The sequence below is a fragment of the Variovorax sp. GW821-FHT10D07 genome (assembly GCF_059415325.1).
This window is the reverse complement of sequence record NZ_JBWKMZ010000003.1, coordinates 192,143-216,913: the sequence shown is the minus strand read 5'-3', so window position 1 is coordinate 216,913 and position 24,771 is coordinate 192,143. Positions and strand designations below refer to the sequence as shown.

The following is a 24,771-nucleotide window of genomic DNA, read 5'->3' as shown; positions in this document are numbered from 1 at the left end:
GCGCTTCGGTTAAGGTTCGGCGCATTTCCGCAGTTCCAGAAGGCTCCATGAACCGCCCCGCTCCCGTGCGCAAGCACTTCTCGATGATCCGCGGCTTCCACCTCGCCGACGTGTTCACGCTCGGCAACGCGGCCTGCGGCGTGGGCGGCGTGTTCCTCGCGATGGCCTACATGGCGAGCCAGTCGCTCACCCACTTCTACTGGGCCGCCGCGCTCGCGCCCGCGGCCTTCGTGTTCGACGTGTTCGACGGCCGCATCGCGCGCTGGCGCCAGACCCATTCGGCGCTCGGACGCGAGCTCGATTCGCTGGCCGACATCATCTCCTTCGGCGTGGCGCCGGCCGCGCTGGGCTTCGCGGCCGGGCTCGACGGCGGCTGGGACTGCGTGGCGCTGGTCTATTTCGTCTGCTGCGGCGTGAGCCGGCTCGCGCGCTTCAACGTCACGGCCGAATCGCTCTCGGCCGGCGGCGACAAGGTCAAGTACTTCGAGGGCACGCCGATCCCGACCAGCGTGGTGCTGGTCGGCGTGCTCGCGTGGGCCGCCTCGCAGGGCCGCCTGGGCGACGCGCTGTGGGGCGGCGCCTGGAGCGTGGGCCCGTGGCAGCTGCATCCGATGGCGCTGCTGTTCGCGCTCTCGGGCACGCTGATGATCAGCAAGACGCTGCGCATCCCGAAGTTCTGAGCCAGCACCAACCCAAGGAAAACACCCTCATGACCATGAAGCTGTATTTCGACCCGCACAGCCGCGCGCAGGTCGCCAAGTGGATGCTCGACGAGGCCGGCGTGGACTACGAGATCGTGCCCACGCTGCTGCGCGAGAAGGCGCACAAGACGCCCGAGTTCCGCAAGATCAACCCCGCCGGCAAGCTGCCCGCGCTGGTCGACGGCCCCACGCGGCTGTTCGAGAACGCGGCCATCTGCCTCTACATCGCCGAGAAGTACCCCGCGAAGAAGCTGGCCCCGCCCGTGGGCACGCCCGAGCGCGGCCGCTTCCTGTCGCTGATGGTCTATTCGACCGCGCAGCTCGAGCCCGCGATGGGCGACAGCATGCTCAAGCTGCGCAGCAACAACAGCGCGCGCGGCTGGACCGACTTCGAGGAGGCCAAGGACGCGGTCGAGCGCGAGCTCGGCGACGGCCCCTACCTGTTCGGCGCGCAGTTCACCGCGGCCGACGTGATGATCGGCTCGATGTTCATCTACCTGCGCGCCTTCGGCGGCCGTTCCAACCGGCCCCGGATCGACGCCTACGTCGAGCGGCTGCAGGCACGCCCGAAGGGCATGCGCTTCGGCTGAAGCGAGACGTTCCGGCGCCGGCTGCCGCGCCGGCGACAGGTGGCGCGGCAGAGGCGGGCCTACGCTCGGTCCCCCGCTGTTTTCCAACGAAGGCTTCGCGCCGCACCACCATGCACAACACCAAGAGACAGGCAGCCACCCTTCCCCTTTCCCTGCTCGCCGCCGCCCTGCTGCTCGCGGGCTGCGCCAGCGCCCCGCCACCCTCGGGGCGCGCGGTCACGATCGAGCGCACCACCTACGGCATCGCCCACGTCACCGCGCCCGACTACGAGGGCCTGGCCTTCGGCGCCGCCTACGCGCATGCGCAGGACAACGTCTGCCAGACCGCCGAGCACCTGGTGACGATGCGCGGCGAGCGTTCGCGCTTCTTCGGCGCGCAGGAGCGCGGCGCCTTCGGCCTGGGCCTGATGCCCAACGCGCAGATCGACCTGTTCGTGCGCTACCACATGGACGACGCCGCGCTCGCGCGCGCCGGTGCCACCACCGGCACCGAGGTGCAGACCATGATGCGCGGCTACGTGGCCGGCTACAACCGCTACCTGCAGGACGCCGGCCCCAACGGCCTGCCCGCGGCCTGCCGCGGCAAGCCCTGGGTGCGGCCGATGACCGCGGCCGACCTGGCGCGCGCCACCGAGCAATCGATGATCCAGGGCGGCCTGGGCGCGCTCGCGGGCGCGGTGCTGGAGGCGGTGCCGCCCGCGCCGGGCGCGCGCACGGGCGCGGCGCCGGTGCCGCTCGACCAGGCCGTGGCCGAGATCGGCCGCCACAGCTTCAACGCCAACCCCGAGGGCGGCGAGCTCGGCTCCAACGGCTGGGCCTTCGGGCGCAACGCCACGCCCGACGGCCGCGGCCTGCTGCTGGGCAACCCGCACTTCCCATGGACCGGCACCAACCGCTTCTGGCAGCTGCACCTGACGATCCCCGGCCGCGTCGACGTGATGGGCGCCACCGGCGGCCTGAGCCCGGTGGTGGCGATCGGCTTCAACAAGGACGTGGCCTGGACCCACACCGTGTCGACCGGCAAGCGCTTCACGCTCTACGAGCTGCAGCTCGATCCGGCCGACCCGACCGTCTACATCGTCGACGGCCAGCGCCGCCGCATGACAGCGCGCACCGTGAGCCTGCCGGCGAGCGATGGCGCGCCGGCGCTGCAGCACACCTTCTACGAGAGCGAATGGGGCCCGCTGATCGCGCTGCCCAAGGCCGGCCTGGGCTGGACCGCGCAGCGCGCCTATGCGATCCGCGATGCCAACACGCTCAACGTGCGCTCGGCCGAGGCCTGGATGGGCATGGCGCAAGCGCGCAACGTGGCCGAGCTGCGCGCCGCGATGGGCAACCAGGGCATGCCGTGGATCAACACCATCGCGGCCGACCGCGACGGCAACGCGATGTACGCCGACCTGTCGGTGGTGCCCGACGTCTCGGCCGAGCAGCTGCGCGCCTGCGCGCCCTCGCCGGGCGCCGCGGCGCTGCTCAACGCGGCCGGCCTCGCCGTGCTCGACGGCTCGCGCGCCGCCTGCGCCTGGCAGCGCGATGCCACGGCCGCGTCGCCGGGCCTCATCGCGCCCGTGCGCATGCCCGTCGTGGTCACGCCCGACTGGGTGCAGAACAGCAACGACAGCTACTGGCTCAGCAATCCGCGCATCGCGCCGATGGCGGGCGTGTCGCCGCTGGTCGGGCCGGTGGGCGTGCCGCAGCGGCTGCGCACGCGCAGCGGCATCCTCGAGATCGAGGGCCGGCTCGCGGGCGCCGACGGCCTGCCCGGCAACCGCATGGGCGCGGCCGAGCTGCGCAGCGTGATCTTCCGCGACCGCAACCTCGCGGGCCTCTTGGTGATGGACGACCTGCAGGCCGCCTGCGCGGCCGCCGGCGGCGCGCTCGACGTCGACCAGGCGCTGGGCTGCCGCGTGCTCGCGGCCTGGGACCGCACCAGCAACGCCGACGCGAAGGGCGCGGCGCTGTTCCGCGAGTTCTGGCGCAAGGCCAAGGACATCCCGAAGGTCTGGCGCCTGCCCTTCGACCCGGCGCAGCCCGTGACCACGCCGGCCGGCCTCGACATGGCCGCGCCCGCCACCCGCGCCGCAGTCTTCAAGGCCCTGGGCGACGCGGTCGGCATCCTGCGCACCGCGGGCTTCGCGGCCGACGTGCCGCTGGGCGTGCCGCAGTCGCGCGAGGTGCGCGGCCAGCGCATCGCGCTGCATGGCGGCGACGAGTTCGAGGGCGTGCTCAACAAGCTCGAGTCGCAAGGTCAGTCGCTGATCGACCCGAAGGGCTACCAGGTCAACTACGGCAGCAGCTACATCCAGGTGGTGGGCTTCGACGAGCGCGGGCCGGTGGCGCAGGGCTTGCTGACCTACGGCCAGAGCAGCGACCTCGCTTCGCCGCGCGCCTACGACCAGCTGCCGCTGTTCGCGGCCAAGCAGTGGCACGCGCTGCCCTTCCACCGCGCCGACGTCGAGGCGCAGCGCGAGGGACGGCCGCTGCAGTTCGCGTACTGAGTCCGGCGGCGCTCAGCGCCAGGCGAGCACGCGCCAGCCCGGCGTGCCCTTGCGGTCCTTCGCGAGGCAGGCGATGCCAGTGGCCTGTGGCGTGCTCGTCTGTGCGAGCAGGGCCGGCGGCACGAACGCCCGTTCGCCGCGCTCGGTGAGCAGGAAGCCGAAAGCCTGTCCCTCGCGCTGCTCGATGCTGCCCGACAGCGCGCGGCAGAAGCCCGCGATCGCCGGCTGCGCCGATAGCCGGAAACGGCTGGGCCGCCGCTCGCTGCCGAGATAGCCGAGCTCGACGATCGCCCCGGGCTGCAGCTGCTCGACGCCCTCGAAGGCATCGAAGTGCAGCACCGTACCCTCCGCCATCGAGAACGCGACATGCACCAGTGCCTTGGGCGCGTTCCGGTTGTCGACCACGCCCGCGCGCCAGGACAGCGGCCGCTCGTCGAGCGCCTGCAGGATCGCGGCCGCCTGGCCCGGCGCCACGGCCTCGTCGGCCAGCGCCGCGAGGTCGCCGCGCCGGGCAAACCAGCGCGAACCCGCAAGCTGCTGCAGCGCGGGCGGGATCCGGAAGCCGTGGTCGACGCGGTAGGCGAGCGCGTGATGCACCTGGATCGCAGCGGCGTCGAAACGCCCCTGCTGCGCCAGCAGGTCGGCCAGCGACACGCGGGTGTTGGCCACCTCCATCGGCTTCACGGCCAGCCGCACCGCCTCGGCATGGCAGGCGATCGCCTCGTTCGGCGACTGCGTCTCGAAGGTCTGGCCCAGCAGCGTCCAGGCCCATGCGGCCTTGCGCTGGCGCCGGACCACCGGCGCGAGGCAGCGCCGCGCCTCCTCGACGAGTCCTTCGTCGAGCAGCCGCTTGCTGCGGTAGTAGTGGAGCCAGGGGTCGTCGGGATGGCGTTCGAGCGCTGCGCGCTGCTGCGTCTCTGCCCAGTCCAGCAGCTCGCGGTCGCCGTCCGTCGACGGGCTCGACAGCGCCCGCCCGATCGCGTAATGCAGCCGCATTTCGAGGCTCGGTGCCTGCCTGCCGTCGGGCAGCGTGAAGGGCTTCTCGTCGTCGGCCGTGAGATGGCGCGGCTCCCACCAGCGCGCGAAAGCGAGGAAGCCCGGGCAGGCCCGGCTCGCCTTGACCGCCTGGTTCAGCACCTGCGAATACAGCAGGTTCGGCCGCTCGTTCGCACCGAAGACGCGGTATTCGTCGAGCCAGCCTTCGAAGCGCCGCGCGAACTGCGGCGCGGGCACGCGCTGGCGCTCGAAATCCTCGATCTCCTGCTTGAGGAAGGCGTGCAGCACCCAGCCATAGGCGCGCTGGACGTGGATGTCGCCGGGCGCGGCGGCGTGGCCGGCGCGCGCCTGCGCCAGCGCCTCGTTCAGCCGGCCTTCCTTGCGCAGCCGGGTGATCTCGGGGCCGCTGCTCACCGCGCCGCGTCCACGGCGCCGCTCACCTGCTGGAAGATGCCCCGGCTGCCGCCGGGTCCGCCGACCTCGGTGGCACGCGTCCAGCGCTTCTTGCCGTCGTAGTGGAAGTCGACCTGGCCGCGCCGCCCGTCGCCCTCGAAGGTGATGCGCAGGCGATAGCTGCCAGGCTCCGCGCTCAGGATGCGCAGCCCGTCGGCCGCCACGGCGCGCTCGAGTTCGCGCCTGAAGTCGTCGAGGAAAGCATCGGGCGCGGCCTGCGGTGCCATCGACAGCGCGCCCTGCACGGCCTCCAGGCACTCGCTCAGCAGTGCGGCATCGCAGGGCGCGCCGGGCATCGCGACGATGCTGCCCACGCGCTGGTCGCCCTTGTAGAAATACTGAAGGGCGGCACGCGCACCGCCGCGCTCGAGCCAGTACTTCTGGCAGTACTGCGCATGCTGCTGGCGGACGATGCCCACGCCCGCGGCCGACAGCGCGGCGCGCAGCCGCAGATGGTGGGCGAACAGCAGCTCCTGCCCCGGGTTGAAGGAGTAGCGGTCCCAGTCGGGATCGTCCTGCGGGTCCGGCGCTTCGGCCTGCGCGCCCGTGACGGGTGGCGGCGCCGCGACGGCTTCGCCGAAGTCGATGCCAAGGCGGCTGAAGCGCGGCGGATCGACCAGCAGCAAGCTGCCGCGCGCGCGCGTGATCGCCGTGTAGGCCCAGCGGAAGAAGGCCTCGTTGCGCCCCGCATTGGCGTCCGGGAAGTGCACGACCACCGTGTCCCACTCGCCGCCCTGCGCCTTGTGGCAGGTGACCGCATAGCCGTACTTAATCTGCACCGCATTGAAGTACGGATCCTGGCGGATCGTCGCGCGGAACTCCGCGCTCTTCGGCTGCAGTTGCGGATGGCGCTGGCGGAAGTCCACCAGCAGCGCACGCAGTTCGAGCGGCGACAACTCCCGGTCGCGCGACTCGAGCAGGTTCTCCAGCACGACCTCCTCGACCTGCACCACCGCGCCGTCGGCGTTGCGATAGGCCATCGTCATGCGCCGGAACCGCAGCGCCACCGGTTGCGTCTCGCCGCGGATCGGCACCTGGCGCACTTCCGGTTCGGCGTCGGTGGCCAGCAGCTTGACGAGGTCGCCATTCATCAACTGCGCCATCGGCGCGTTGCGGTTGACCATCAGCAGGTCGCCGGCCCGCGGCGCGGCATGCTCGTCGCCCCACAGCCGCGCGCGGACCGCGCGGTTCAGCTCGAGCGCCATCGCGTTGGTGCCGGTGACCAGCACCGAGTTCGCGCGGCTGCGGAACGCCTGCGCCACGTGGTCCAGGGCCTCGGCGAGCGGCAGGTGCCGGATCTCGCGCGCCGCACCGTCACCGGCTTCGGCGAGATCGAAGGCGTTGAAATCCTGGCGGGCGATCGCATCGCGCAGCGCCGTCGCGCGCTCGAGGATGGCGCTGCCCGAGGACTGGCGCATGACCTCGGTCAGCTCGTGCGACTCGCAGCGCAGGCCGAAGGTCTCGCGCAGGTAGTCCGACGACAGCGCTGGCGAACGGTTGTCGCCCACGGGGGCGAGCTGCGCCGGGTCGCCCACGAACACGATCCGCGCGCCGCGCGCCGGGTCGCGTCCCGGGCGGCTCAGCCGCGCGAACTCGACCAGGTCGGCCAGCAGCCGGCCCGAGCCGAAGCGCAGCACGTCGCCCTCCGCGGCCTTGTCGCCGACCATGGAGGATTCGTCCACGATGAACACCGTGTCGGCGGGATCGTCGGTGCGCAGCGGATAGAGGAAGCGGATGCCCGGGTCATTGCGCGTCTGCGCGTCCTCGAAGACCTCCACCGTCTCGAGGCGATAGATGCCGCGATGCAGCGTGCCGGCCGCCGAGCCGGTCCGGGCGCCGAGGATGCGCGCCGCGCGGCCCGTGGGTGCCAGCGAAGCGTGGGGACGCTGGGAGGCATCGAGGTGGGCCAGCAGCGCGCTCACCATCGTCGTCTTGCCGGTGCCGGCGCTGCCTCGGAGCAGGAAGCACGACGAATCGCCGCGCAGGAAGTCCTTCAGGCGCTGCAGCGCCGTCGCCTGCGACGGCGTCAACGAGATCTCATGCATGCGGGGATCGCCAGGAAAAGTAAGAAAAACCGCGTATGTTATTGAATCCACCGCCACGGCCCGTTCGGGGCGAGAGCCCGACTCTTCCAGTGCGGCACCTTTCATCCACAGAATCGACCCATGTCCCTCTCCAGCACCGCCTCTCCCACCGCCACGGCCCACCGGCCCTCGGGCCTCGACCAGCTGATCGCCCTCGCCGCCGCCCAGCCGCTGGCGCCGGCCTGCGACCACTTCTACTTCCTGCGCCACGGCCAGACCGGCCGCAACGCGCAGCGCATCTTCCAGGCCACCGACGAGCCGCTGAGCGAGCTCGGCCTGCAGCAGGCCGCGCGCGCGGCCGAACTGCTGGCGGGCGAGCCGATCCGCACCATCGTCTGCTCCGATGCGCGGCGCGCCTTCGACACCGCGCACGCCGTGGGCAGCGCGCTCAAGCTGGTGCCCACGGCGCAGGCCGTGCTGCGCGAGCGCAACTTCGGCGCGCTGATCGGCACCTCCTCGGCCAACATCGACTGGGCCTGCGAGCCCGAGGGCGGCGAGACCCTGGCCCAGTTCGTCGCGCGCAAGCGCGCCGCGCTGGCCGAGGCCCTGGCCCAGCCCGCGCCGGTGCTGGTGGTGGCGCACGGCGGCACGCTCTATGCGCTGGCCGCGCTGCTGGGCGTGCCGGTCGACCTGGGGCTGCTGGGCAACGCGCAGCCATTGCGTTTCGACCGCAGCGGCCCCACATGGGCCGTGACGCCGCTGCTGCGGCATGCCGACGGCGACGCCGCGCTGGCCTAGGGTTCTCCGAGCGCCGCGCGCGAGCCGTCCCCACACCCCACACCAAGACCATGGAATTCAAGGACTACTACAGCGCCCTGGGCATCGAGCGCACCGCGTCGGACGACGAGGTGCGCAAGGCCTACCGCAAGCTCGCGCGCAAGTACCACCCCGACGTCAGCAAGGAGCCCGACGCCGAGCAGCGCATGCGCGACATCAACGAAGCCAAGGACGTGCTCGGCGACAAGGAGAAGCGCGCCGCCTACGACGCCCTGGCCGACCGCGTGGCGCGCGGCGGCCGCCCCGACGGCGACTTCCAGCCGCCGCCGGGCTGGGACGCCGGCTTCGAGTTCCACCGCGGACCGCGCCAGGGCCCGGCCGACCATGCCGACTTCAGCGAGTTCTTCTCCTCGATGTTCGGCGAGGCCGAGCGCCGCGGCGCCGCGCGGCAGAACTTCCGCGCCCGCGGCGAGGACCACCATGCGGCGATCGAGATCACGCTGGAAGACGCCATCGGCGGCGCCGAGCGCGAGATCAGCTTGCGCTCGCAGGTGCTCGACGCGCAGGGCCAGCCGCGCTGGGAAACGCGCACCCTGAGCGTGAAGATCCCGCCCGGCGTGCATCCGGGCCAGTTCATCCGCCTCGCGGGCCAGGGCCTGCCGGGCCATGGCGGCGAGCCGGCCGGCGATCTCTACCTCGAGGTGCGCATCGCGCCGCACAAGCTCTACCGCGTCGAGGCGCGCGACCTCTACATGACCCTGCCGGTCACGCCCACCGAGGCCGCGCTCGGCGCGCAGGTCGAGGTGCCGCTGCCCGGCGGCGGCGCGGTCGAGGTCACGGTGCCGAAGCAGGCCAAGAGCGGCCTCAAGCTGCGCCTCAAGGGCCGCGGCCTCGCGGGCAAGACGCCCGGCGACCTCTACCTGCTGCTCGACATCGCGCTGCCGCCCGCCGACAGCGAGGCCGCGCGCAACGCCTACGAGGCGCTCGCGAAGGCCTCGGCCTCGTTCAACCCACGCCAGCACCTGGGAGTCTGAGATGGCGACCGTTTCCATCACCACCACCGCCGTCGGCCAGCTGCATCCGCTGGCCGCGAGCGAACTCGCGCATGCCTGCGGTGCCGACACCGCCTGGGTCGTGCAACTGGTCGAGGTCGGCATCGTGCGCATCGAGACCGAGGAGGCGCAGCCCGAGCGCTGGCGCTTCTCGAGCGCCGACCTGCAGCATGCGCTGGAGGCACGGCGGCTCGAGCGCGACTTCGGTGTCGGCCTCGATGCCGCGGCGCTGATCCTCGACCTGCAGCACGAGGTGCGCAGGCTCAAGACGGTGCTGCAGGCGCACGGCCTGCGATAGGCCCACGCGCCGCAAGGAAAAGCCGCGCCGCGGCTTGACCTTGACACCGTGCGAGACCGAAGACTTCGGGCCTCTTCCACAGGAGGCCGCATGACCCCTCGCACCCTTCCATCGCCCGTCCACGCCGACACCGCGCCGCGGTTCGACCTCGAGGCCGCGCTCGCGCGCGCCGGCGTTTCGCAACGGCTGCTGCGCCAGTGCGAGGCGCGCGGCCTGATCGCCGCGGCCGAGCCCCGCTACACGCACGCCCACGTCGCCGTGCTGCGCTTCGCGCGCCGTGCGCTGGCGCTGGGCTTCGCCATGGACGAGATCGAACGGCTGGTGGCGCTGTGGCGCGACGAGGAACGCACGAGCGCCGAGGTCAAGCGCCTCACGCTGTGCCGCGCCGAAGCGCTCGATTCGCGCATCGAGGAACTGCAGGCGACGAAGCGCGTGCTCGAACGGCTCGCGGACCTGTGCCTGGGCGACCACCGGCCGGCGTGTCCGATCCTCGACGAGCTGATCGAGCTCCGGGGCTTTGCCGCGCAGTGGCAGGGCGACTCGGCCCCTTCGATCAACGAGCGGGCCGGACCGGCGCAGGAGAGAAATCCGGCGCCAGGGCATTGATCTCCCGCGCCAGCTGTCGCATGAGCTCGTCGCTCGCGTGCTCGTTGATCACGACGCCGTGAAGCTGTGCCCTCAGCTCCTCCCAGCGCTCGCGCAACACCCGCCAGTTCTCCTCGTCGTAGCTTCCCTTGAAAACCACGGGCCGGATCTCGATGCGAGGCGGGCCGTCGCCGGCCAGGTCGGGGGCGGCCTTCTCCCATGCCTGGAACTTCGATTGCCACAGGCTCCCGATGCGGTCCACGCGGCCGATCTGCTGCTCCACGACACCCGGATTCCACTCCGGATGAAGCAGGACGACCGTCCGGCACGCGGTGTGAAGGTTCAGCCCCTCGCGGCCCACGACCGACTGGACCACGAGCACCTTCGGGTGGCTGTGCTCGCGATTGAATGCGAGCTGGAGCATCCGGCGCGTGTGGGGCCGGGTGTCTCCGTGCATCAGGCGCGCGAAAGCACCCTCCGCCAGATTGAACTCACCCCTGAGCCGCTCTTCGAGCGCTTCCCATCGTTGCACTGCCTGTGCCTGCCCGCCCTGGCCCTCCGCATCGGAGCGGTCTTCCTGGTCGCTGGCCGCGTCGACCAGCTCGACGAAGGCTGCCGCGATACGCCCCGCGTCCACGGCGGCATCGCCGTGCCCCATGAGGTCCTGGATCGCGCGCGCCACCAGCGCCAGCACACCCGCATGACGGGGGGTCTCGCGTCCGGCCTCGTGTTCCACGCGTTCTGCAAACGCCTCGTAGATCGACCGGATCCGATGTCCGACCTCGATCGATCCGAACCCCTGCGCGATCGACGCCACCAGATGGGTCCTGAACGTTTCCCGCTGCTGTTCCAGCGCCGCGTATTGGGTTTTCAGTCGACTGTCGATGTCATCCAGCGAATCGCGCCGGCCCGATTGGCGCAGCGCGGCGAGCACGGCGGCCCGCTCGGTATCGGCCAGCTTCTCCTGCGGCCAGAGCACGCCGCTGTCGAGGCTGCGCAGCAACGCGCGGGCATTGAGCAGCCGGACCAGCGAACGCATCGGCCGCGTGAATCGACCGAAGACCAGCACCTTTTCGTTGGCAGCAGGTCCGCAGGTGGCTTCGATCGCCTCGACGGCCGCCGCGATGGCCGGATGCTCGTAGAGGGCCGCATCGCTCGACGGCGTCGCCCCCTCGCGGAACGCGTCGGCCATCCTTTGCTTCCACCAGTCGGCACGCTGCTCCCGCTTGTTCCTGGGTGCTGCAATCACGGGGTCTTCGGCTTCGACCGGGCCCGCACCATCCGCCTCGGCCTGCGTCTTGTCTTCCTCGGCATCCTGCAGCAGTTGATCCATCAGTGCGGCGATTCCATGTCCATTGCCCAGCGTCAATCGCAAGCGCTTGGCGACCGCGTCGTCGCTGCCCCGCGTCGCGAACGACAGGGCTTCGGCGGCACAGACCGCCTGCCGCCACGCTGGCGGCAGGCTTGCCGCGTCGATCGCGATGGCTCGCTCGCGCCTGTAGGCATGGTGGCTCTCGCCCGACAGCTCGGCGAAGCGCCTGACCCAGGGGTCGTCCCGCTTGTCTCGACGCACCAGGACCGAACCGAAGGTGCTCTTGAAGCTCTGGGCCGCCTCGCCGAACGCGGCTCGCGTTTCCGCATCGGTGGGGCTGGCGCGCACCTGCTTGACCGCGGCCGCATAGGCATCGATCAACCGCTGGGCGCGGGGCAGGTCCGTTCCCAGGCGCCGAAGCGTCGAGGTCCATTGCTTCGCGTCCAGTTCGATCGGCGTTGCCGTCATCGCAAGCCGCCTCGCATCGGCGCCGGGCTGCACGACGAAATCCAGCAGGCGGTTGAGATTGCTTTCCTCGCCCCGGCTCTTGTGCGCCTCGTCGACGATCACGAGATCGAAGCGCCCGAGCCCGAGGCCCACCACCTGTTCGAGCGCGCTCCTGAATACCGTGCGCTTGAGGTAGTTGCCGGGCTTAAACAACGGCGACTCCGCACCCCAGCGATTCAGTTCAGGGTGAAAGGCCAGTGCATCGAGCAAGGCCTCGTCCGAATTCTGGAGAATCCACTCCGCCGCAGCTGCGACGCGGGCGTCGTTCATCTTTCCATCGCCCTTGTAGCCACGCGGACGCTGCCCCCTCACCGAACTCCGCTTCCGGGCCAAGATCAGGGTGGCCGGCAGCAGCGTCCACTTCCAGTTGGTCTTGGTATTGCCCTTGATCGACCAGTTGCAAAAGGCATGCGAGATCAGCAACGCCGGGTGATCTCCCCAGGGTTCCTCTGCGCCGGCCCCTTGCTTCCACGCATCCAGGTACGCGTCCAGGCTTCGAATGATCAGGGGCGTGTTCTCGATGTGCGCTTTGCGCTGCAGTTCTTCGCGCCACTGGTAGCCCAGCACCGGCGGAACGATGATGGCGACGCGTCCTCCGGCGTCGATCACGCCACGCGCGACGGCCGCGGCGATGCGCGTCTTGCCCAGTCCGACCTCGTCCGCGATGAGCACGCCGTTGCCCGGCAGGCGTTCGGCGATGGCAACGAGGCTGGCACGCTGCCCCGCGTTGAGTTCGATGGCGTGACCAGCGGCGATCTCCTGCAGATTCCGCCCGACGGCCTCCCAGCCTGCAAATGACCGGCTCATCGCAGTTCCCCCATCGACACCATCTCGTCCACGCCCCAGCTGAGCTCGATGCGCCGGAGCGCCTCCTCGTAGAGCCGCCCCTCGGAGGTTTCCGCGGTTTCGGCGAAGGTCGGGCGAAAGGGAGCGCACCGCAGAGGACTCAAGGGATTCAACTTCGGCGCCTGCTGCATCTGGAAATAGGCCACCGGTCCGCTGTCCTTCATGCGAACCAGCGTCTGTTCGAGCCGTCGGCACCAGGGCTCCCAATCGCGCCTGTCAATGGCCGTCTGCTTTTCGGCGATGTTCTCGACCAGCTCCATCATCTGGCGGATCGAATAGCTCGACACCAGCGTGCGACCGCCTTCCCCGCCCGGTTCGGCCGGGTGGTCGTCCTGTGAATCGGGATCATCATTGGAGGTCTCCTCGATCGGCACCAGCGGAAAGTCCGCCAACTGCCACCAGCCCTCGTCGATCCCCAGAGGCATCAGCTTGGCTGCCGCAATGCGTCCGAACTCGTCGATCACGGGGATGTCCGCTTCCTTCTGCGTGCCATCGGCATTCCACCTGCAGCGCACGACCCGAGGGCGGCGCCCCGTCCACGGGATGGTGCCCCCGCTCACGACGCCCGGGATGCCTTCGGGTGTCAGCACCTGGAAGGCGAGTTCGTGGTCCAGCACTTCGGCGGGCAGCGAAAGGGATCCGCCATCGCCTGTCTCGCACCACGCGAGCCAGGCCACCGGCGGCGCCGTATGCAAGGTCTCGGGCCGTTCGAAGGGATCGCCGGCCGACAGGACCGTGGAACCATCGAAGGCCTCGGTCCACTGGATCGGCAGCAGATTGCCGACGACATGATGGGCCTCGATTCCCCGGTCCGCATGCCAGTACAGAGGACCGGGCGCGAAGACGACCCCGGCCTCGAGATTTCCCGATGAAGGGCTCATCGCGTTCGCGAACCCCGGCCCCGTGAGATTGCCCGAGCCCAGATAGATCCAGGCGCCATTGCATCGGGGGGAGTTGTTGGCGTACTTCGCACTGAACAGGAACTTGGCGTGCAGCGTACGCGCGCTGTTGTCGCCGAAAAGCGATGACGGGGCCGCAGCCGGTCTCACTTTCATGCCCTGTTTTTCCAGGGCCTGCACCGAGGACGCCACCGCCTGGCACGCCAGCCGGTTGACGAAGAGATCCACCTCCGCGGCCCGGGTCAGCAACGAGGCCTCCTTCAGTGCGCGGATCGCCGCGACGGGCACCGAAGGCGCTTCCGACGGGCGGGTCCCCGATTCGTAGAAACCGGAGCCCATGGCCAGATAGTTCCGGGCGCCGGATTCGCTTTCGGCCTTCACCTTGGTCGGCAGCTGGCTCAGCAAGGAGGCATTCCTGTTGTCGAAGAACCGCGGTTCGCCCGCTGCCGCCGCCGCGCACCGTGCCATCCAGGCATCGAGCAGTTGGACATGCTCGGAGCCCGACGGCGATGCGTCCAGCAGCCGGGTGTCGAACCACGCCCGGATGGCACCCAGCAGCCCCTGGGCGGCACCGATGTCCGCGCACGCCCGGCGATCGTCGGCCGCGGGCTGTGCCAACGAATCGCTGTCGACCTCGACGCGCCACGCCAGATCGAGGCTGTCCTCGAGCGTCTGGCGTGTCCAGTTTCCCGTCGCGACGACCAATCGCAGACGCCAGCGATCGCGCTGCTCCAGATGGCGATAGCCCAGCAGCGCGACCTTGGCGTGCAGCAGCCGAAAGGGCTTGTTCCGCGCCTCCAGGATCGCCAGGTGAGCGATGCCTGGCGCGTCGATGAAGCCGATCGGCGGATGGCCAGGGTCGACGATCAGGGCCAGCGCGACCTGACCCTGGCTGGCGCGCTGGTCCTTGGTGAGCGCCGTGAACCGCTCGGCCGCGTCGTTCAGGAACGGGGCATCGGCCGAATACCCGCAGATCCAGCCGAAATGGCCAACGTAGCCTTCGGGCGCATCGAAATGCTGAGCCAGCGAAGGCAGGCTCAGACGACCACGATCACTGCTCATGCGCCGCCTCCGATCGATTCCTTTGAAGCCATTCGCCGAGACGGCCTTGCATGTCGAGGTTCAGCAGGTACAGGTTGCGCACGCGATAGGAAATTCCGGCGGGAACGCGAACGTCGCCCGTCGGACCATCGTCGTCTTCGTCCGCCTGCGAGGATTCCTCGACGGCCGTGCCACGAAATGCCGCGCCGGCCGGCCGTACCTCGCTGCCGGCCAGCCGAAGCACCCTGCCGTCGCGCTCGACCAGGCCCCGGAGAACCTGCGCCGGACTGTCGGCCGCGCACAGGCGGGAGAAATCGAGGGCTTCCGCGTCTCGATGCCCGAGCGCGAGGAATTCGTTCGCGGCCCGCCGCAGCGCATCGATGGAATGCTCGGTGCGTCGCGCTGCGTCATCGATGGCGGTCGGCCGTCCTTCGGGGCCCATGGCGCCCTCCACGGCATCGAGCGTCGAGATGGCCGCATCTCGAACGGCAAAGAACGCGGCGCCTGCCTGCAGGTCGTGCCAATGCCTGTTGTCCGAAATCTCGGCGGGCCTGCGCCAGTCCGTCGTCGGGTCGGCGTCGAGACTGGCGACCCAGTTCAATGCGCTGCGTCGACGCAGGCGACTGTCGGGCTCCTCGTTCTTTCCACCGAGTTCGAGCCGTGCCCGGATCTGCGTGCAGGCGGAACCCGGCAACGCCAGCAACGGAGACAACGCGTCGCTCAAGGAGGCCGTGTCGGTGCGGTTTTCCTCTCCGCGCACCCACTTCACGAGATGGTCGACCACGGACCGGTTGTAGGGCGAGTAAGGCCGGCATGCATCTTCGACGAATGCCTCTCCTTCGTCCGAGGCACGAAAGGCATTGAAGCGTGTGGCGCCGTTCTCGGCGAATCCCAGTGCGGGCAATGCCCGTACCGCCGCCATGCGCATCGGCTGGCTCACGTAGAAGCCGCGCCGCCCGACCTTCCTGAAAGAAAGATCGGCGGTCTGTCCCTGCAGCTTGGTGCGGCCTCGCAGGCGGGCATCGGGCTGCCACCCCTGGCCCTTGAAAGCCAGGCAGCATGCCAATGCCTCGACGGCATTCGCGACCTCGATGTTCTGCACCTTGCCCCCGCGCAGTCGCACGCGCTCGGCCACCACGATGCCCAGGGTCGCCAGCAGGAAGCGCTTGCCGTACCAGACACCGCCCATGCCGGGAACGGCAAGCTCATTGAACCGTCGGATGGTCGCAGCGAGCCCCAGGCTTCGGGTGCGACGAGAAATCGGAAGCTGCTCAGGCCCCAATAGTCCCCAGACTCCTCCCATTCATACCTCGCTTTTTTTTGGTTGAGCGCTCCCCGCGTTCCATTCCACCGGTCATTCGCGCGGGAACGAGCTTCAGTCTATCCGTCGGGCGTTACGCATGGCGCAGCCCGTGGCGAACTCGATGCTCGCCGGAATCACTGCATCTGCTGCAGATTCCCGATCCGCACCAGCATCTCTGTGAACATCTGCATGTCCGCGTCGAGGTCGGGCACTTCCTTGTATTCCTTGGCGTTGTGCGCGGTGTACTTCTTGCCGGGCATCGCGGGGCCGAAGTTGATCGCGTTGGGCATCAGCTTGGCAGTGGTGCTGCCGGCCGTGGGCACGGGCTTGGCCTCCAGCCCCGTGGTGTCGCCGTAGATGTTCAGCAGCGTCGAGAGCCAGGCGCCCTTGGGGTCGCGCGCCATCCAGTTGCCCTGGTCGTACTGGATCTCGGGCTTGACCTTGGCCGCATCGGCCCAGGCCTGCACCTTCGCGGTGACCTGGGCCTTGAGTTCGTCGGGCGTGCGGCCGCGCGGCATGCGCACGTTGACCGTGACCTCGACGCGGCCGTCGGCGCCCGCGCGCACCAGGTTCGGCGAGAAGGTCAGCGGGCCCATGAAGTCGTCGGCATAGCCCAGGCCCAGCTTCTCGCCGAGGTAGCCGGTGCCATAGAGCGCATCGAGGTAGTCGACGGCCTGGCGAAAGCCGTTGGGCGCGAGCGCCAGGCCCGATTCCTTGAGGAACAACGCGAGGCGCGGCACCGGGTTCACGCCCTCCTCGGGCCGCGAGCCGTGGGCCGAGACGCCGGTCAGCTTGAGCTCGATGCTGTCGGCGCCGCGCACGATGTCGATCGCGAACTTGCCGCCCTGGGCTTCGTACTTGCGCAGGAAGCCGGCCTTCGCGGCCTCGAGCGTTTCGGCCGCGGCGCCGAGGTCGCCGCCCTTGAGCATGGCGGTGGCGGTCTGCGCGATCGCATTGGCCGAGGCGGCACCGGCCATCGCGACGATGGCGGTGACCGCGGGGTCGGCGGGCTGCGCGGGGAAGAACACCTTGAGCGCGCCCGAGCCCTTCTCGGCCACCACCGCCGGGTACTTGCTGTCGAGCACGATGTTGTAGGCCGGCAGCGCAGTCTTGTTGCGGTAGTAGAGCATCGCGTCGCCACCGGTCTCCTCGGTGGTCTCGATCATCAGGCGGATGCTGCGCTCGATCGGCAGGCCGCTGTCCTTGACCGCCTTCATCGCATAGAGCACGGCGGCGATCGAGCCCTTGTCGCCGATGGTGCCGCGGCCGTAGAGGAAGTCGCCCACGCGGGTCATGGTGAAGGGATCGAGCCGGGTGCCGTCGTCGAGCACCCATTCGGACAGCACCGCGGGCACCACGTCGGCATGCGTGAGGATGCCGAACTCCTCGCTGCCGCGGCCCTCGAGGCTGACCTCGAAGATGCGGTTGTCGACGTTGCGCCAGGCCAGGCCGAAGTCCTTCGCCATTGTCTCGACCAGCCGGCCGAAGTCGAGGATCGCGGGGCTCTCGTGCGGCGGCACCTGCACGTTGCGCACGGTCGGGATCGCGACCATGGCGCCGATGCTCGCAATCGCCGCCTGCTGGTTCCGCAGCCGGTTGTACAGGCCGAGCAGGCGCGCGATGTCGACCAGTGCATCGCCCGCGAGCGGCTGGCGCTGGCCATACGCGGACACGGCAGTGGCCAGTTCCTTGTTGGCCGGGTTCGCGGCCACGGCCTGGGCCAGGAAGGCATTGAAGTCCTTCGCGGTCTGGCCGGCCTGCCAGCGCGCGGCGAGCTGGTCGAGGGCGGGCTTCTTGAGCGTGTCGGCAAAGGCCGTGCCGCCGAGGGCGAGCACGGCGCAGCCGATGGAAAGCACGGGCAGCGAAAGACGGTGGGGCATGGAGGATCTCCCTCGAAGAGCGAACATCCTCCGACGATAGCCGAGCCCGCGGCGCTACCAGCGGTAGGTGGCGGTGGCCACGAGCGAACGCCGCTCGCCGTAGCCGCAGCTGTAGGCGTCGCAGTTGCGCCCGAGGTAGATCCGGTCGGTGAGGTTGCGCGCATTGAGCGCCAGCGCCCAGTGCTCGAAGTCGTAGCCCAGCATCGCGTCGAACACGGTGTACGACGGGATCTTCGCGGGCGCCGTGCCGTTCGCGCCGTGCGTCGAGCCCATGAAGCGCACGCCCAGGCCGGCCTTCACGCCGTTGCCGAAGCGGTAGTCGGCCCAGGCCGAGACCTGGTTGCGCGGCGTGCCCACGAGCTGCTTGCCGATGCGGTCGGGGTTGCTGTCGCTGACGACCTTGGCGGACGGCGTCCAGCTGTAGGCCAGCACGACGTTGAAGCGCGGCATCGGCTCGAAGGCCGCCTCGAGTTCGAGCCCGCGCACGCGCGCCTCGCCGGTCTGGCGCGGCACGAAGTCGCGGTCGAAGGTCACGATGTTCTGCCGCCGCAGGTCGAACACGGCCGCGCTGTAGCTGTCGCGCGTGCCCACGGGCTGGTAGCGCAGGCCGAGCTCGTACTGCTTGCCGGTCTCGGGCTTGAAGGGCTGGCGCGTGTCGGGATCGATGGTGGTCGAGGGCGAGAACGACTCCGAGTAGCTGACATAGGGCGCGAGGCCGCCGGGCGCCAGGTAGACCAGTCCCGCGCGGCCGGTGAACTTGTGGTCGGACTGGCGCGTCGTGCTCTCGTCGAGGTGGTTGTCGGTGTCGACGCGCGCACGGTCGTAGCGGCCGCCGAGCGTGGCGACCCAGCGCTCGTTCCATTTGATCTGGTCCTGCAGGTAGATGCCGGTCTGGGACAGCCGCACCCGCGAGTCGGTGTTGGGCGCGGGCAGCGAGAACGGCTGCCCGTAGACGGGCGCGAAGACCTCGAGCTGCGGCGCCTCGCCGAAGTACATCACCTGGTCGAACACGCTGCGCTGGTAGTCCAGGCCCAGCAGCACGGTGTGCTGCCAGTCGCCCGAACGAAGCTTGGCCTGCACCTGGTTGTCGAGCGTGAAGGTCTTGCCGCGCTCGGGGCTGCTGGCGAACAGCGAGCGGTTGATGGTGTGGAAGTTCGACGGATCGAAGACGTTGTCGGGATCGTTGGTGACGAAGCCGTTGGCGTAGATCTGGCGGTAGTCGGTCTTGATGCGGCCGTAGCGCGCGTTCTGCCGCACGGTCCAGGTGTCGTCGAAGCGGTGCTCGAACAGGTAGCCGAGGTCCCACTGGTTCTGGTTGTAGCGGTCGAAGCCGGGCTCGCCGACGAAGGTCGAGCTCGGGATGCGGCCGTAGGGCGTGCTCAGCAGCGTGCCGGTCACGGGCAGGAAGCCGTAGGCATTGCCGGCGCGGATGCTCGCGTAATGGGCCAGCACCGTCAGCGAGGTGTCGCCCGAGGGCCGCCAGGTCAGCGAGGGCGCGAGGAACTGGCGCCGGTCGCCCACGCGGTCGACCTGGGTCTGGCTGTCCTGCGACATCGCCGTGAGGCGGTAGAGCCACTGGCCCTGCGCATCGAGCGGCCCCGAGAAGTCGGCCGCCACGCGCTTGAGCGAGCGGTTGCCGGCCTGCACCTGCACTTCGCGCAACGGCTCCTCGGTCGGCCGCTTGCTGACGACATTGACCATGCCGCCCGGGCCGGTCTGGCCATAGAGCACCGACGAGGGACCGCGCAGCACCTCGATGCGCTCGGCGCCGTAGCTCTCCATGCGCCAGACCGCGTAGCCCGCGTTGTTGCGCATCTGCATGCCGTCGAGGTAGAAGCCCGGCGAGTAGGCGTCGAAGCCGCGCAGCGAGAGCCAGTCGTAGCGGCTGTCGTAGCCGTCGAAGGCCTTCACGCCGGGCGTGTAGGCCAGCGCGTCGGGCAGGCGCGCGGCGCCCATGGCCGCGACGCGATCGGCCGTGACGACCGAGATCGACTGCGGCGTCTCGATCAGCGGCGTGTCGGTCTTGGTGCCGGTGGCGCTGCGCCTGGCCACGTAGCCTTCGACATGGCTGCTCGCGGTCTCGGGCTGCGTGCCGGCGGTCACGGTCACCGGCGGCAGGCTGCCGCTGCCGGCCTGCGGCGCCGCGGCGCGCCGCTGCAGGATGAAGCTGCCATTGGGCTGGCGCGCCGCCTGCAGACCGCTGCCCGCCAGCAGGCTGTCGAGCCCGCCCTGCACCGTGTAGCTGCCGCGCAGGCCGTTGCTGCGCAGCCCGGCGGTCAGCTCGGTCGGAAAGGACAGCAGGATGCCCGCCTCGCGGCCAAAGCGGTTGAGCGCGTTCTCCAGCGTGTCGGCGGGAATGTCGTAGCCGTGGGCCGGCGCCGCGGCCTGGGCGCGGACCGGCAGGGGCGCGACGGCGCCGAGAGCGAGCGCGGCGGCGAGCGCCACCGGGCCGAGGGCGAGCCGCAGCGGCGCCCGTTGTTGTGTCTGACTCATGGAAATTCGACCTTTCGCGGCCATGGAAGATGGCTGTTCACCTTCCATGTCCCGCGAGAAAGCGAAACGGACCAGGTCGCGGCAACTTTTTTTTCGCCCGCGCGTTTTTTCAACGCTGCGGCGCGCGCGCCGTGCTGCTCCGGGGCACCAGCAGCACCTCGGTGGCGCGCAGGCCCCAGAAGCGCGTGACGGTCTGGATCTCGAGCGACAGGGTGGCGCTCAGCGTGTCGAGCACCTTGTCGACGTCGGCCAGCGGATAGGTGCCGGAGATGCGCAGGCCCGCGATCGCCGGGTCGCAGCGGATCGGCTGCGCGGCATGGCGGCTCAGCTCGGCCAGGAAGTCGGCCAGCCGCATCCCGCGCGCCACGATCAGGCCCTCGGTCCAGGCCGCGCTGCCGGTCTCGAGCGCATGCGGCGCATCGACCCCGGTGGCCGTGAAGCGCGTGGCCTCGCCGGCCTGCAGCACGCGCGTGTCGCCGGCGGACTGCCGCGGCCGCAGCGCGACCGCGCCCTCGAACACCGCGAGCAGGCTGGCCTCGGGCAGCCGGCGCACCGAGAAGATCGTGCCCAGCGCGCGCGCCTCGCCATGCGCGGTCTCGACCAGCAGCGGGCGGGCGGCCGCGTCCTTGGCGCTGGTCACCAGCACCTCGCCCGCGATCAGGCGGATGCGCCGCTCGGCCGCGCCATAGCGGATGTCGACCGCGCTGCCGCTGTTGAGCACCAGCGCCGTGCCGTCGTCGAGCACGATGCGCCGGCGCTCGCCGGTGCCGGTGCGGTGGTCGGCGGTCCATTCGCGCCAGGGGGTCTGCTCGGCGGCGAGCCAGGCGCCGCCCCCGGCGAACAGCAGCGCGGTCAGCGCGCGCACCGCCTGGCGGCGGCGCAGCGGCGCGGCCGCTTCCAGCGTGGCACGCGCGAGCGCGGCATGGCCGGGCGCGGCCAGCGGGCCCAGGGCGGCGTCGACCGACTCGATGCGGCGCCAGGCGCGCTCGTGCTCGGGGTGCGCCGCGCGCCAGCGCCGCCACTCGTCGCGCACGCGCGCGGGCACGGAGTCCCCTTGGAGTTCGAGCATCCACTCGACCGCACGGCGCGCGACCTCGGCCGAGACGGGCGGCTCGGCAATGCCGGGAGGGGGAAAGCTGCTCACCGGCCCGCCGGCAGCGCGTCCGGGAAGTAGCACTGCAGGGCGGCCTTGAGCACGTAGCGCTTCACCGTGGTGACCGACAGGCCCAGCGCCTGCGCGACCTCGTCATGGTTCAGGCCATCGAGCCGTGTCATCAGGAAGGCGCGCTTCACGGCCAGCGGCAGGCCGTCGAGCAGGCGGTCGATCTCGGCGAGCGCCTCGAGCAGCAGCGCGCGCTCCTCGGGCGAAGGCGCCAGTTCGGCCGGCACGAGGGTCAGCGCCTCGAGGTAGGCCTGCTCGAGCTGCTGGCGCCGCCAGTGGTTGGCCAGCACGCGCTGCGCCACGGTCGTGAGGAAGGCGCGCGGCTCCTGGATCGCCAGCAGTTCCTCGCGCGCGAGCAGCCGCACGAACACGTCGTGCGCGAGGTCGGCGGCGCGGTGGCCGTCGCCGAGCCGGCGCTGCAGCCAGCGCCACAGCCAGCCGTGGTGGTGGCTGTACAGGGCTTCAACCTGCGTCTGCAGCGGAAGGTCGGCGAGCGGGAGGGACACGGTCACTGACGGGCGCGGGCCCGCGCGGCTTGAAGATGGGAATGATTCTTATCTTACAAGCTGCGCCGCGTTTTCCCCCTGCTTTACGTCCGCCCCAACGAAAAACCGGGCCACGCTCGTCGCGTGGCCCGGTTTTTCTAACCAATTCTCTTCAGCGGGAAGCGGCTTGCGCCGCCTGGCATCACAGGCCGGCTTGACGCGTCAGCGTGCGGGCTTGCGCGGGGATCACGCTGCCCGGGAACGATTCGCGGCGCAGGTTCTGGCCGGGAGCGTGGGCGGCTGCCACGGCTTCGCCACGGACCACGGCGCGGTCGGTGTTGCCGGCCACGACGGGTGCCAGGTTGGCGGTCGCGCCGTCGGCGTAGATGTTGCCTTCACGGGCAGCGGCGGCGGCCTGGGGCGCCACGTCGGCGCGGCTGTAGCCGGAGGTCACCGAATGCACGCCTTCATAGGTTTCCGCGTGGGCGCCGGCAACGGCGATCAGCGACAGGGCGGCGGCAGCGAGGATGTTCGAGGTCTTCATGAGTGTCTTTCCTTTGGATGGTCTTCTTTTGGGTGAGGCGGAGTTTGCCTCATCAAACCAGGGAAAACCCTTGCTCCAATGAATCACGGTGTTCACGAAATTGAAACAATGGCCGGGAACTTTCGGACGACGACGCCCAAATAGCTACATTCGGCGCCGAATCGCCGGGCTTTCCGCCCGCGCGCCGAATACCTTCCGCCTAGCGCGGCCAGGCGCGCAGCACCGCGCGGATCGCGCGCATATCGCCGGCCTTGACCTCGGCGCGGTAGCTGCCGACCAGCGCCTCGCGCTCGCCATCGGCCTGCGCATCGCCGCGCCAGGCGGCCAGCGCGGCGATCTCCTCGTCGCCGAGCGCCGACAGCCAGACCAGCGTGAGCTGCCGCTCGAGCTCGCGCGCGACGATCAGCAGGTTGCGCTGGCGCGTCGAGGTCACGCCGCGCGACCACAGCGAGTCGATGGCGCCCTCGAGCGTGGCCTCGGGCAGCGAAGTGAACTGGGCCGCGTTGCCGCGCGCCAGCTGCTTGACCACGGCGCTCATCAGCAGCTCGCTCGAGAAGTCGACCTCGCGCAGCTCGGCCACCGCCATGCGATCGAGCAGCCCGGTGCGTGCCGGCCCCGGCGGGTTGGCCTGCTGGCGCTTGATGAAGTCGGCGCGCGCCGCGTCGTCCATCGCGCCATAGTCGGCGCGGACCTTCGCGAGGTGCGCGACCGCGCCCAGCACCGCGGGCGACGGCGCCGCGCCGCCCTGCCCGGCCGCCGCCACGGCCGCCTGCACCGCGGCCAGCGCGGCATGGGCGTCGAAGGCATGGGCCGAGGCGGCATCGAGCGCCTTGAGCGCGCCGCCCGCGATGGCCTCGTCGGCCGGATCGAGCTGCTGCTTCGCGCCGCGTGCCACGGCGCCGGGTGCGTAGGCGGCCTGGTAGCGCGCCGGCACGCCCTCGAATTGCAGCAGCGCCTGCGCGCGGTCCTGGGCCGCGGCGGGCGCGGCGGCCAGCAGCAGCGAGAGCGAGAGGCCGAGGGCCAGGGCGTACAGGCGACGGGAGCGAAGGAACGACAGCATGGCGCGATTATTGGCGCCCACCCGGTCGAGCCGCGTCGGACGAGCGCCAGCCGGGCGCGCCGGAAAAATCGCGCCGCGCGCAGAACCGAACGCGGCCGCGAGGATCGCAATCCATCGCCGGTCACCGCGGCCCGCTAAAGTCCGCCCCGCTCCCGCTCAATGCCCACCGCGCCATGCGAACCCTCTTCCTCCTCCCGCTCCTGCTGACCACCCTGCTCGCCCTCCCCGGCCATGCCCAGCCGCGCGCCGAGGCCGCGCCGCGCCCGATCGCCGCGCGCGGCGCGCTCGGGGCCGACGAGCAGAACAACATCGCCGTGTTCAAGGCCGCCTCGCCCGCGGTGGTCAACATCACCTCGATCGGGCTGGAGCGCGGCCTGTTCTCGCTCAACGTGCAGCAGGTGCCGCAAGGCACGGGCACCGGCTTCGTCTGGGACACGCAGGGCCACATCGTCACCAACTACCACGTGATCCAGAGCGCGGCCGCCGCGCGCGTGACGCTGGCCGACCAGAGCAGCTACCGCGCGCAGCTGGTGGGCGTGTTCCCCGACCGCGACCTCGCGGTGCTGCGCATCGATGCGCCCGCGGCCAAGCTGCGGCCGCTGCCGCTGGGCACCAGCGCCGACCTGCAGGTGGGCCAGAAGGTCTACGCCATCGGCAATCCCTTCGGGCTCGACCAGACGCTGACCACCGGCATCGTGAGCGCGCTCAACCGCGAGATCGATTCGGTCAACCGGCGCACCATCCGCGGCGCGATCCAGACCGACGCCGCGATCAACCCCGGCAACTCGGGCGGCCCGCTGCTCGATTCGGCGGGCCGGCTGATCGGGGTCAACACCGCCATCTTCAGCCCCTCGGGCGCGAGCGCGGGCATCGGCTTCTCGATCCCCGTGGACGAGGTCAACCGCATCGTGCCGCGGCTGATCCGCGACGGCCGCTTCGTGCGGCCCGCGCTGGGCCTGACCTACGCGCCCAAGGAACTCAACAGCGCGCTCGACCTGCCGCGCGGCGTGGCGATCCTGCGCGTGCAGCCCGACAGCCCGGCCGCGCGCGCGGGGCTGCGTGCCTTCGCCCGCGGCGAGCGCGGCATCGTGCCGGGCGACGTGATCACCGCGATCGACGGCGCGGCCGTCAGCAGCGCCGACGACGTGCTGACCGTGCTCGAGCGCCTGCAGCCCGGCGACGCGGTCGAGCTCACGCTGTGGCGCGCGGGCGCGACGCGGCGCCAGAAGGCCACGCTCGCGACCTCGGAGGAATGAGCGCGAACG

General features: G+C 70.6%; 19 protein-coding genes. 8 read left to right on the top strand and 11 right to left on the bottom strand.

The annotated features are described in order from the left end of the window. The first annotated feature begins 47 nt into the window (after nucleotides 1-47). From AC07PU_RS11405 to AC07PU_RS11395, 3 genes are all read left to right on the top strand, one after another. Entirely contained in the window at nucleotides 48-680 is a 633-nt protein-coding gene (locus AC07PU_RS11405) for a CDP-alcohol phosphatidyltransferase family protein (protein WP_093344709.1), read from the top strand. Between the two features lie 29 nt (nucleotides 681-709). Continuing rightward, complete coding sequence (locus tag AC07PU_RS11400; protein WP_208510429.1) at nucleotides 710-1,291, top strand: glutathione S-transferase family protein; 582 nt, start codon at nucleotides 710-712, stop codon at nucleotides 1,289-1,291. 110 nt (nucleotides 1,292-1,401) lie between these two features. Further along, nucleotides 1,402-3,789 (top strand): penicillin acylase family protein, encoded by a 2,388-nt coding sequence (locus AC07PU_RS11395; RefSeq protein ID WP_495317542.1) that lies wholly within the window; start codon nucleotides 1,402-1,404, stop codon nucleotides 3,787-3,789. A 12-nt stretch (nucleotides 3,790-3,801) separates the two neighbouring features. Here the strand turns inward: AC07PU_RS11395 and AC07PU_RS11390 are convergent, their stop codons facing one another. Together AC07PU_RS11390 and AC07PU_RS11385 are read right to left on the bottom strand one after the other, a co-directional pair. Then, nucleotides 3,802-5,199: a DUF7017 domain-containing protein gene (locus AC07PU_RS11390; RefSeq protein ID WP_495317540.1), complete on the bottom strand. Its 1,398-nt coding sequence runs from the start codon at nucleotides 5,197-5,199 to the stop codon at nucleotides 3,802-3,804. Next, nucleotides 5,196-7,283 (bottom strand): ATP-dependent DNA helicase, encoded by a 2,088-nt coding sequence (locus tag AC07PU_RS11385; RefSeq protein WP_495317538.1) that lies wholly within the window; start codon nucleotides 7,281-7,283, stop codon nucleotides 5,196-5,198. The genes AC07PU_RS11390 and AC07PU_RS11385 overlap by 4 nt, the downstream gene beginning before the upstream one ends. A gap of 120 nt (nucleotides 7,284-7,403) precedes the next feature. Between AC07PU_RS11385 and AC07PU_RS11380 the strand changes: the two genes are divergently transcribed. The 4 genes from AC07PU_RS11380 (at nucleotide 7,404) to AC07PU_RS11365 (ending at nucleotide 9,995) form a co-directional block, all read left to right on the top strand. Further along, the gene (locus AC07PU_RS11380) at nucleotides 7,404-8,060 is read left to right on the top strand and encodes a histidine phosphatase family protein (protein WP_495317536.1); all 657 of its coding nucleotides are present in this window, start codon (nucleotides 7,404-7,406) and stop codon (nucleotides 8,058-8,060) included. Nucleotides 8,061-8,110: 50 nt separating this feature from the next. Next, on the top strand, nucleotides 8,111-9,073 hold the full coding sequence (locus AC07PU_RS11375; protein ID WP_495317534.1) for a DnaJ C-terminal domain-containing protein: 963 nt from the start codon (nucleotides 8,111-8,113) through the stop codon (nucleotides 9,071-9,073). 1 nt (nucleotide 9,074) lies between these two features. Further along, nucleotides 9,075-9,389: a chaperone modulator CbpM gene (locus tag AC07PU_RS11370; RefSeq protein WP_057595067.1), complete on the top strand. Its 315-nt coding sequence runs from the start codon at nucleotides 9,075-9,077 to the stop codon at nucleotides 9,387-9,389. A gap of 90 nt (nucleotides 9,390-9,479) precedes the next feature. After that, nucleotides 9,480-9,995 (top strand): MerR family DNA-binding protein, encoded by a 516-nt coding sequence (locus AC07PU_RS11365; protein ID WP_490877486.1) that lies wholly within the window; start codon nucleotides 9,480-9,482, stop codon nucleotides 9,993-9,995. Here the strand turns inward: AC07PU_RS11365 and AC07PU_RS11360 are convergent. The 9 genes from AC07PU_RS11360 to AC07PU_RS11320 form a co-directional block, all read right to left on the bottom strand. Continuing rightward, nucleotides 9,943-12,600 (bottom strand): helicase-related protein, encoded by a 2,658-nt coding sequence (locus AC07PU_RS11360; RefSeq protein WP_490877485.1) that lies wholly within the window; start codon nucleotides 12,598-12,600, stop codon nucleotides 9,943-9,945. The two genes, AC07PU_RS11365 and AC07PU_RS11360, sit on opposite strands and share 53 nt — an antisense overlap. Next, complete coding sequence (locus AC07PU_RS11355) at nucleotides 12,597-14,600, bottom strand: hypothetical protein (protein WP_495317531.1); 2,004 nt, start codon at nucleotides 14,598-14,600, stop codon at nucleotides 12,597-12,599. Before AC07PU_RS11355 ends, AC07PU_RS11360 begins: the two co-directional genes overlap by 4 nt. Continuing rightward, nucleotides 14,590-15,768 carry a hypothetical protein gene (locus AC07PU_RS11350; RefSeq protein WP_495317529.1) on the bottom strand — a complete coding sequence of 393 codons (1,179 nt, stop codon included), beginning with the start codon at nucleotides 15,766-15,768 and terminating at the stop codon, nucleotides 14,590-14,592. The genes AC07PU_RS11355 and AC07PU_RS11350 overlap by 11 nt, the downstream gene beginning before the upstream one ends. Nucleotides 15,769-16,016: 248 nt before the next feature. After that, nucleotides 16,017-17,762, bottom strand: coding sequence for a dipeptidase (locus tag AC07PU_RS11345; RefSeq protein ID WP_495317527.1), 1,746 nt, complete (start codon nucleotides 17,760-17,762; stop codon nucleotides 16,017-16,019). A gap of 54 nt (nucleotides 17,763-17,816) precedes the next feature. Then, nucleotides 17,817-20,255 (bottom strand): TonB-dependent siderophore receptor, encoded by a 2,439-nt coding sequence (locus AC07PU_RS11340; protein WP_495317525.1) that lies wholly within the window; start codon nucleotides 20,253-20,255, stop codon nucleotides 17,817-17,819. Between the two features lie 109 nt (nucleotides 20,256-20,364). Then, a complete protein-coding gene (locus AC07PU_RS11335; RefSeq protein ID WP_495317523.1) occupies nucleotides 20,365-21,399 on the bottom strand; it encodes a FecR domain-containing protein in 1,035 nt (344 codons plus the stop codon). Further along, on the bottom strand, nucleotides 21,396-21,923 hold the full coding sequence (locus AC07PU_RS11330; protein ID WP_093345067.1) for a sigma-70 family RNA polymerase sigma factor: 528 nt from the start codon (nucleotides 21,921-21,923) through the stop codon (nucleotides 21,396-21,398). The genes AC07PU_RS11335 and AC07PU_RS11330 overlap by 4 nt, the downstream gene beginning before the upstream one ends. A gap of 181 nt (nucleotides 21,924-22,104) precedes the next feature. Further along, the gene (locus tag AC07PU_RS11325) at nucleotides 22,105-22,446 is read right to left on the bottom strand and encodes a hypothetical protein (protein ID WP_057595065.1); all 342 of its coding nucleotides are present in this window, start codon (nucleotides 22,444-22,446) and stop codon (nucleotides 22,105-22,107) included. A gap of 199 nt (nucleotides 22,447-22,645) precedes the next feature. Continuing rightward, complete coding sequence (locus AC07PU_RS11320) at nucleotides 22,646-23,506, bottom strand: hypothetical protein (protein ID WP_495317522.1); 861 nt, start codon at nucleotides 23,504-23,506, stop codon at nucleotides 22,646-22,648. 173 nt (nucleotides 23,507-23,679) lie between these two features. On the opposite strand from AC07PU_RS11320, the gene AC07PU_RS11315 reads away from it, so the two are divergent. Next, the gene (locus AC07PU_RS11315; protein WP_495317520.1) at nucleotides 23,680-24,762 is read left to right on the top strand and encodes a S1C family serine protease; all 1,083 of its coding nucleotides are present in this window, start codon (nucleotides 23,680-23,682) and stop codon (nucleotides 24,760-24,762) included. Nucleotides 24,763-24,771: the final 9 nt, after the last annotated feature.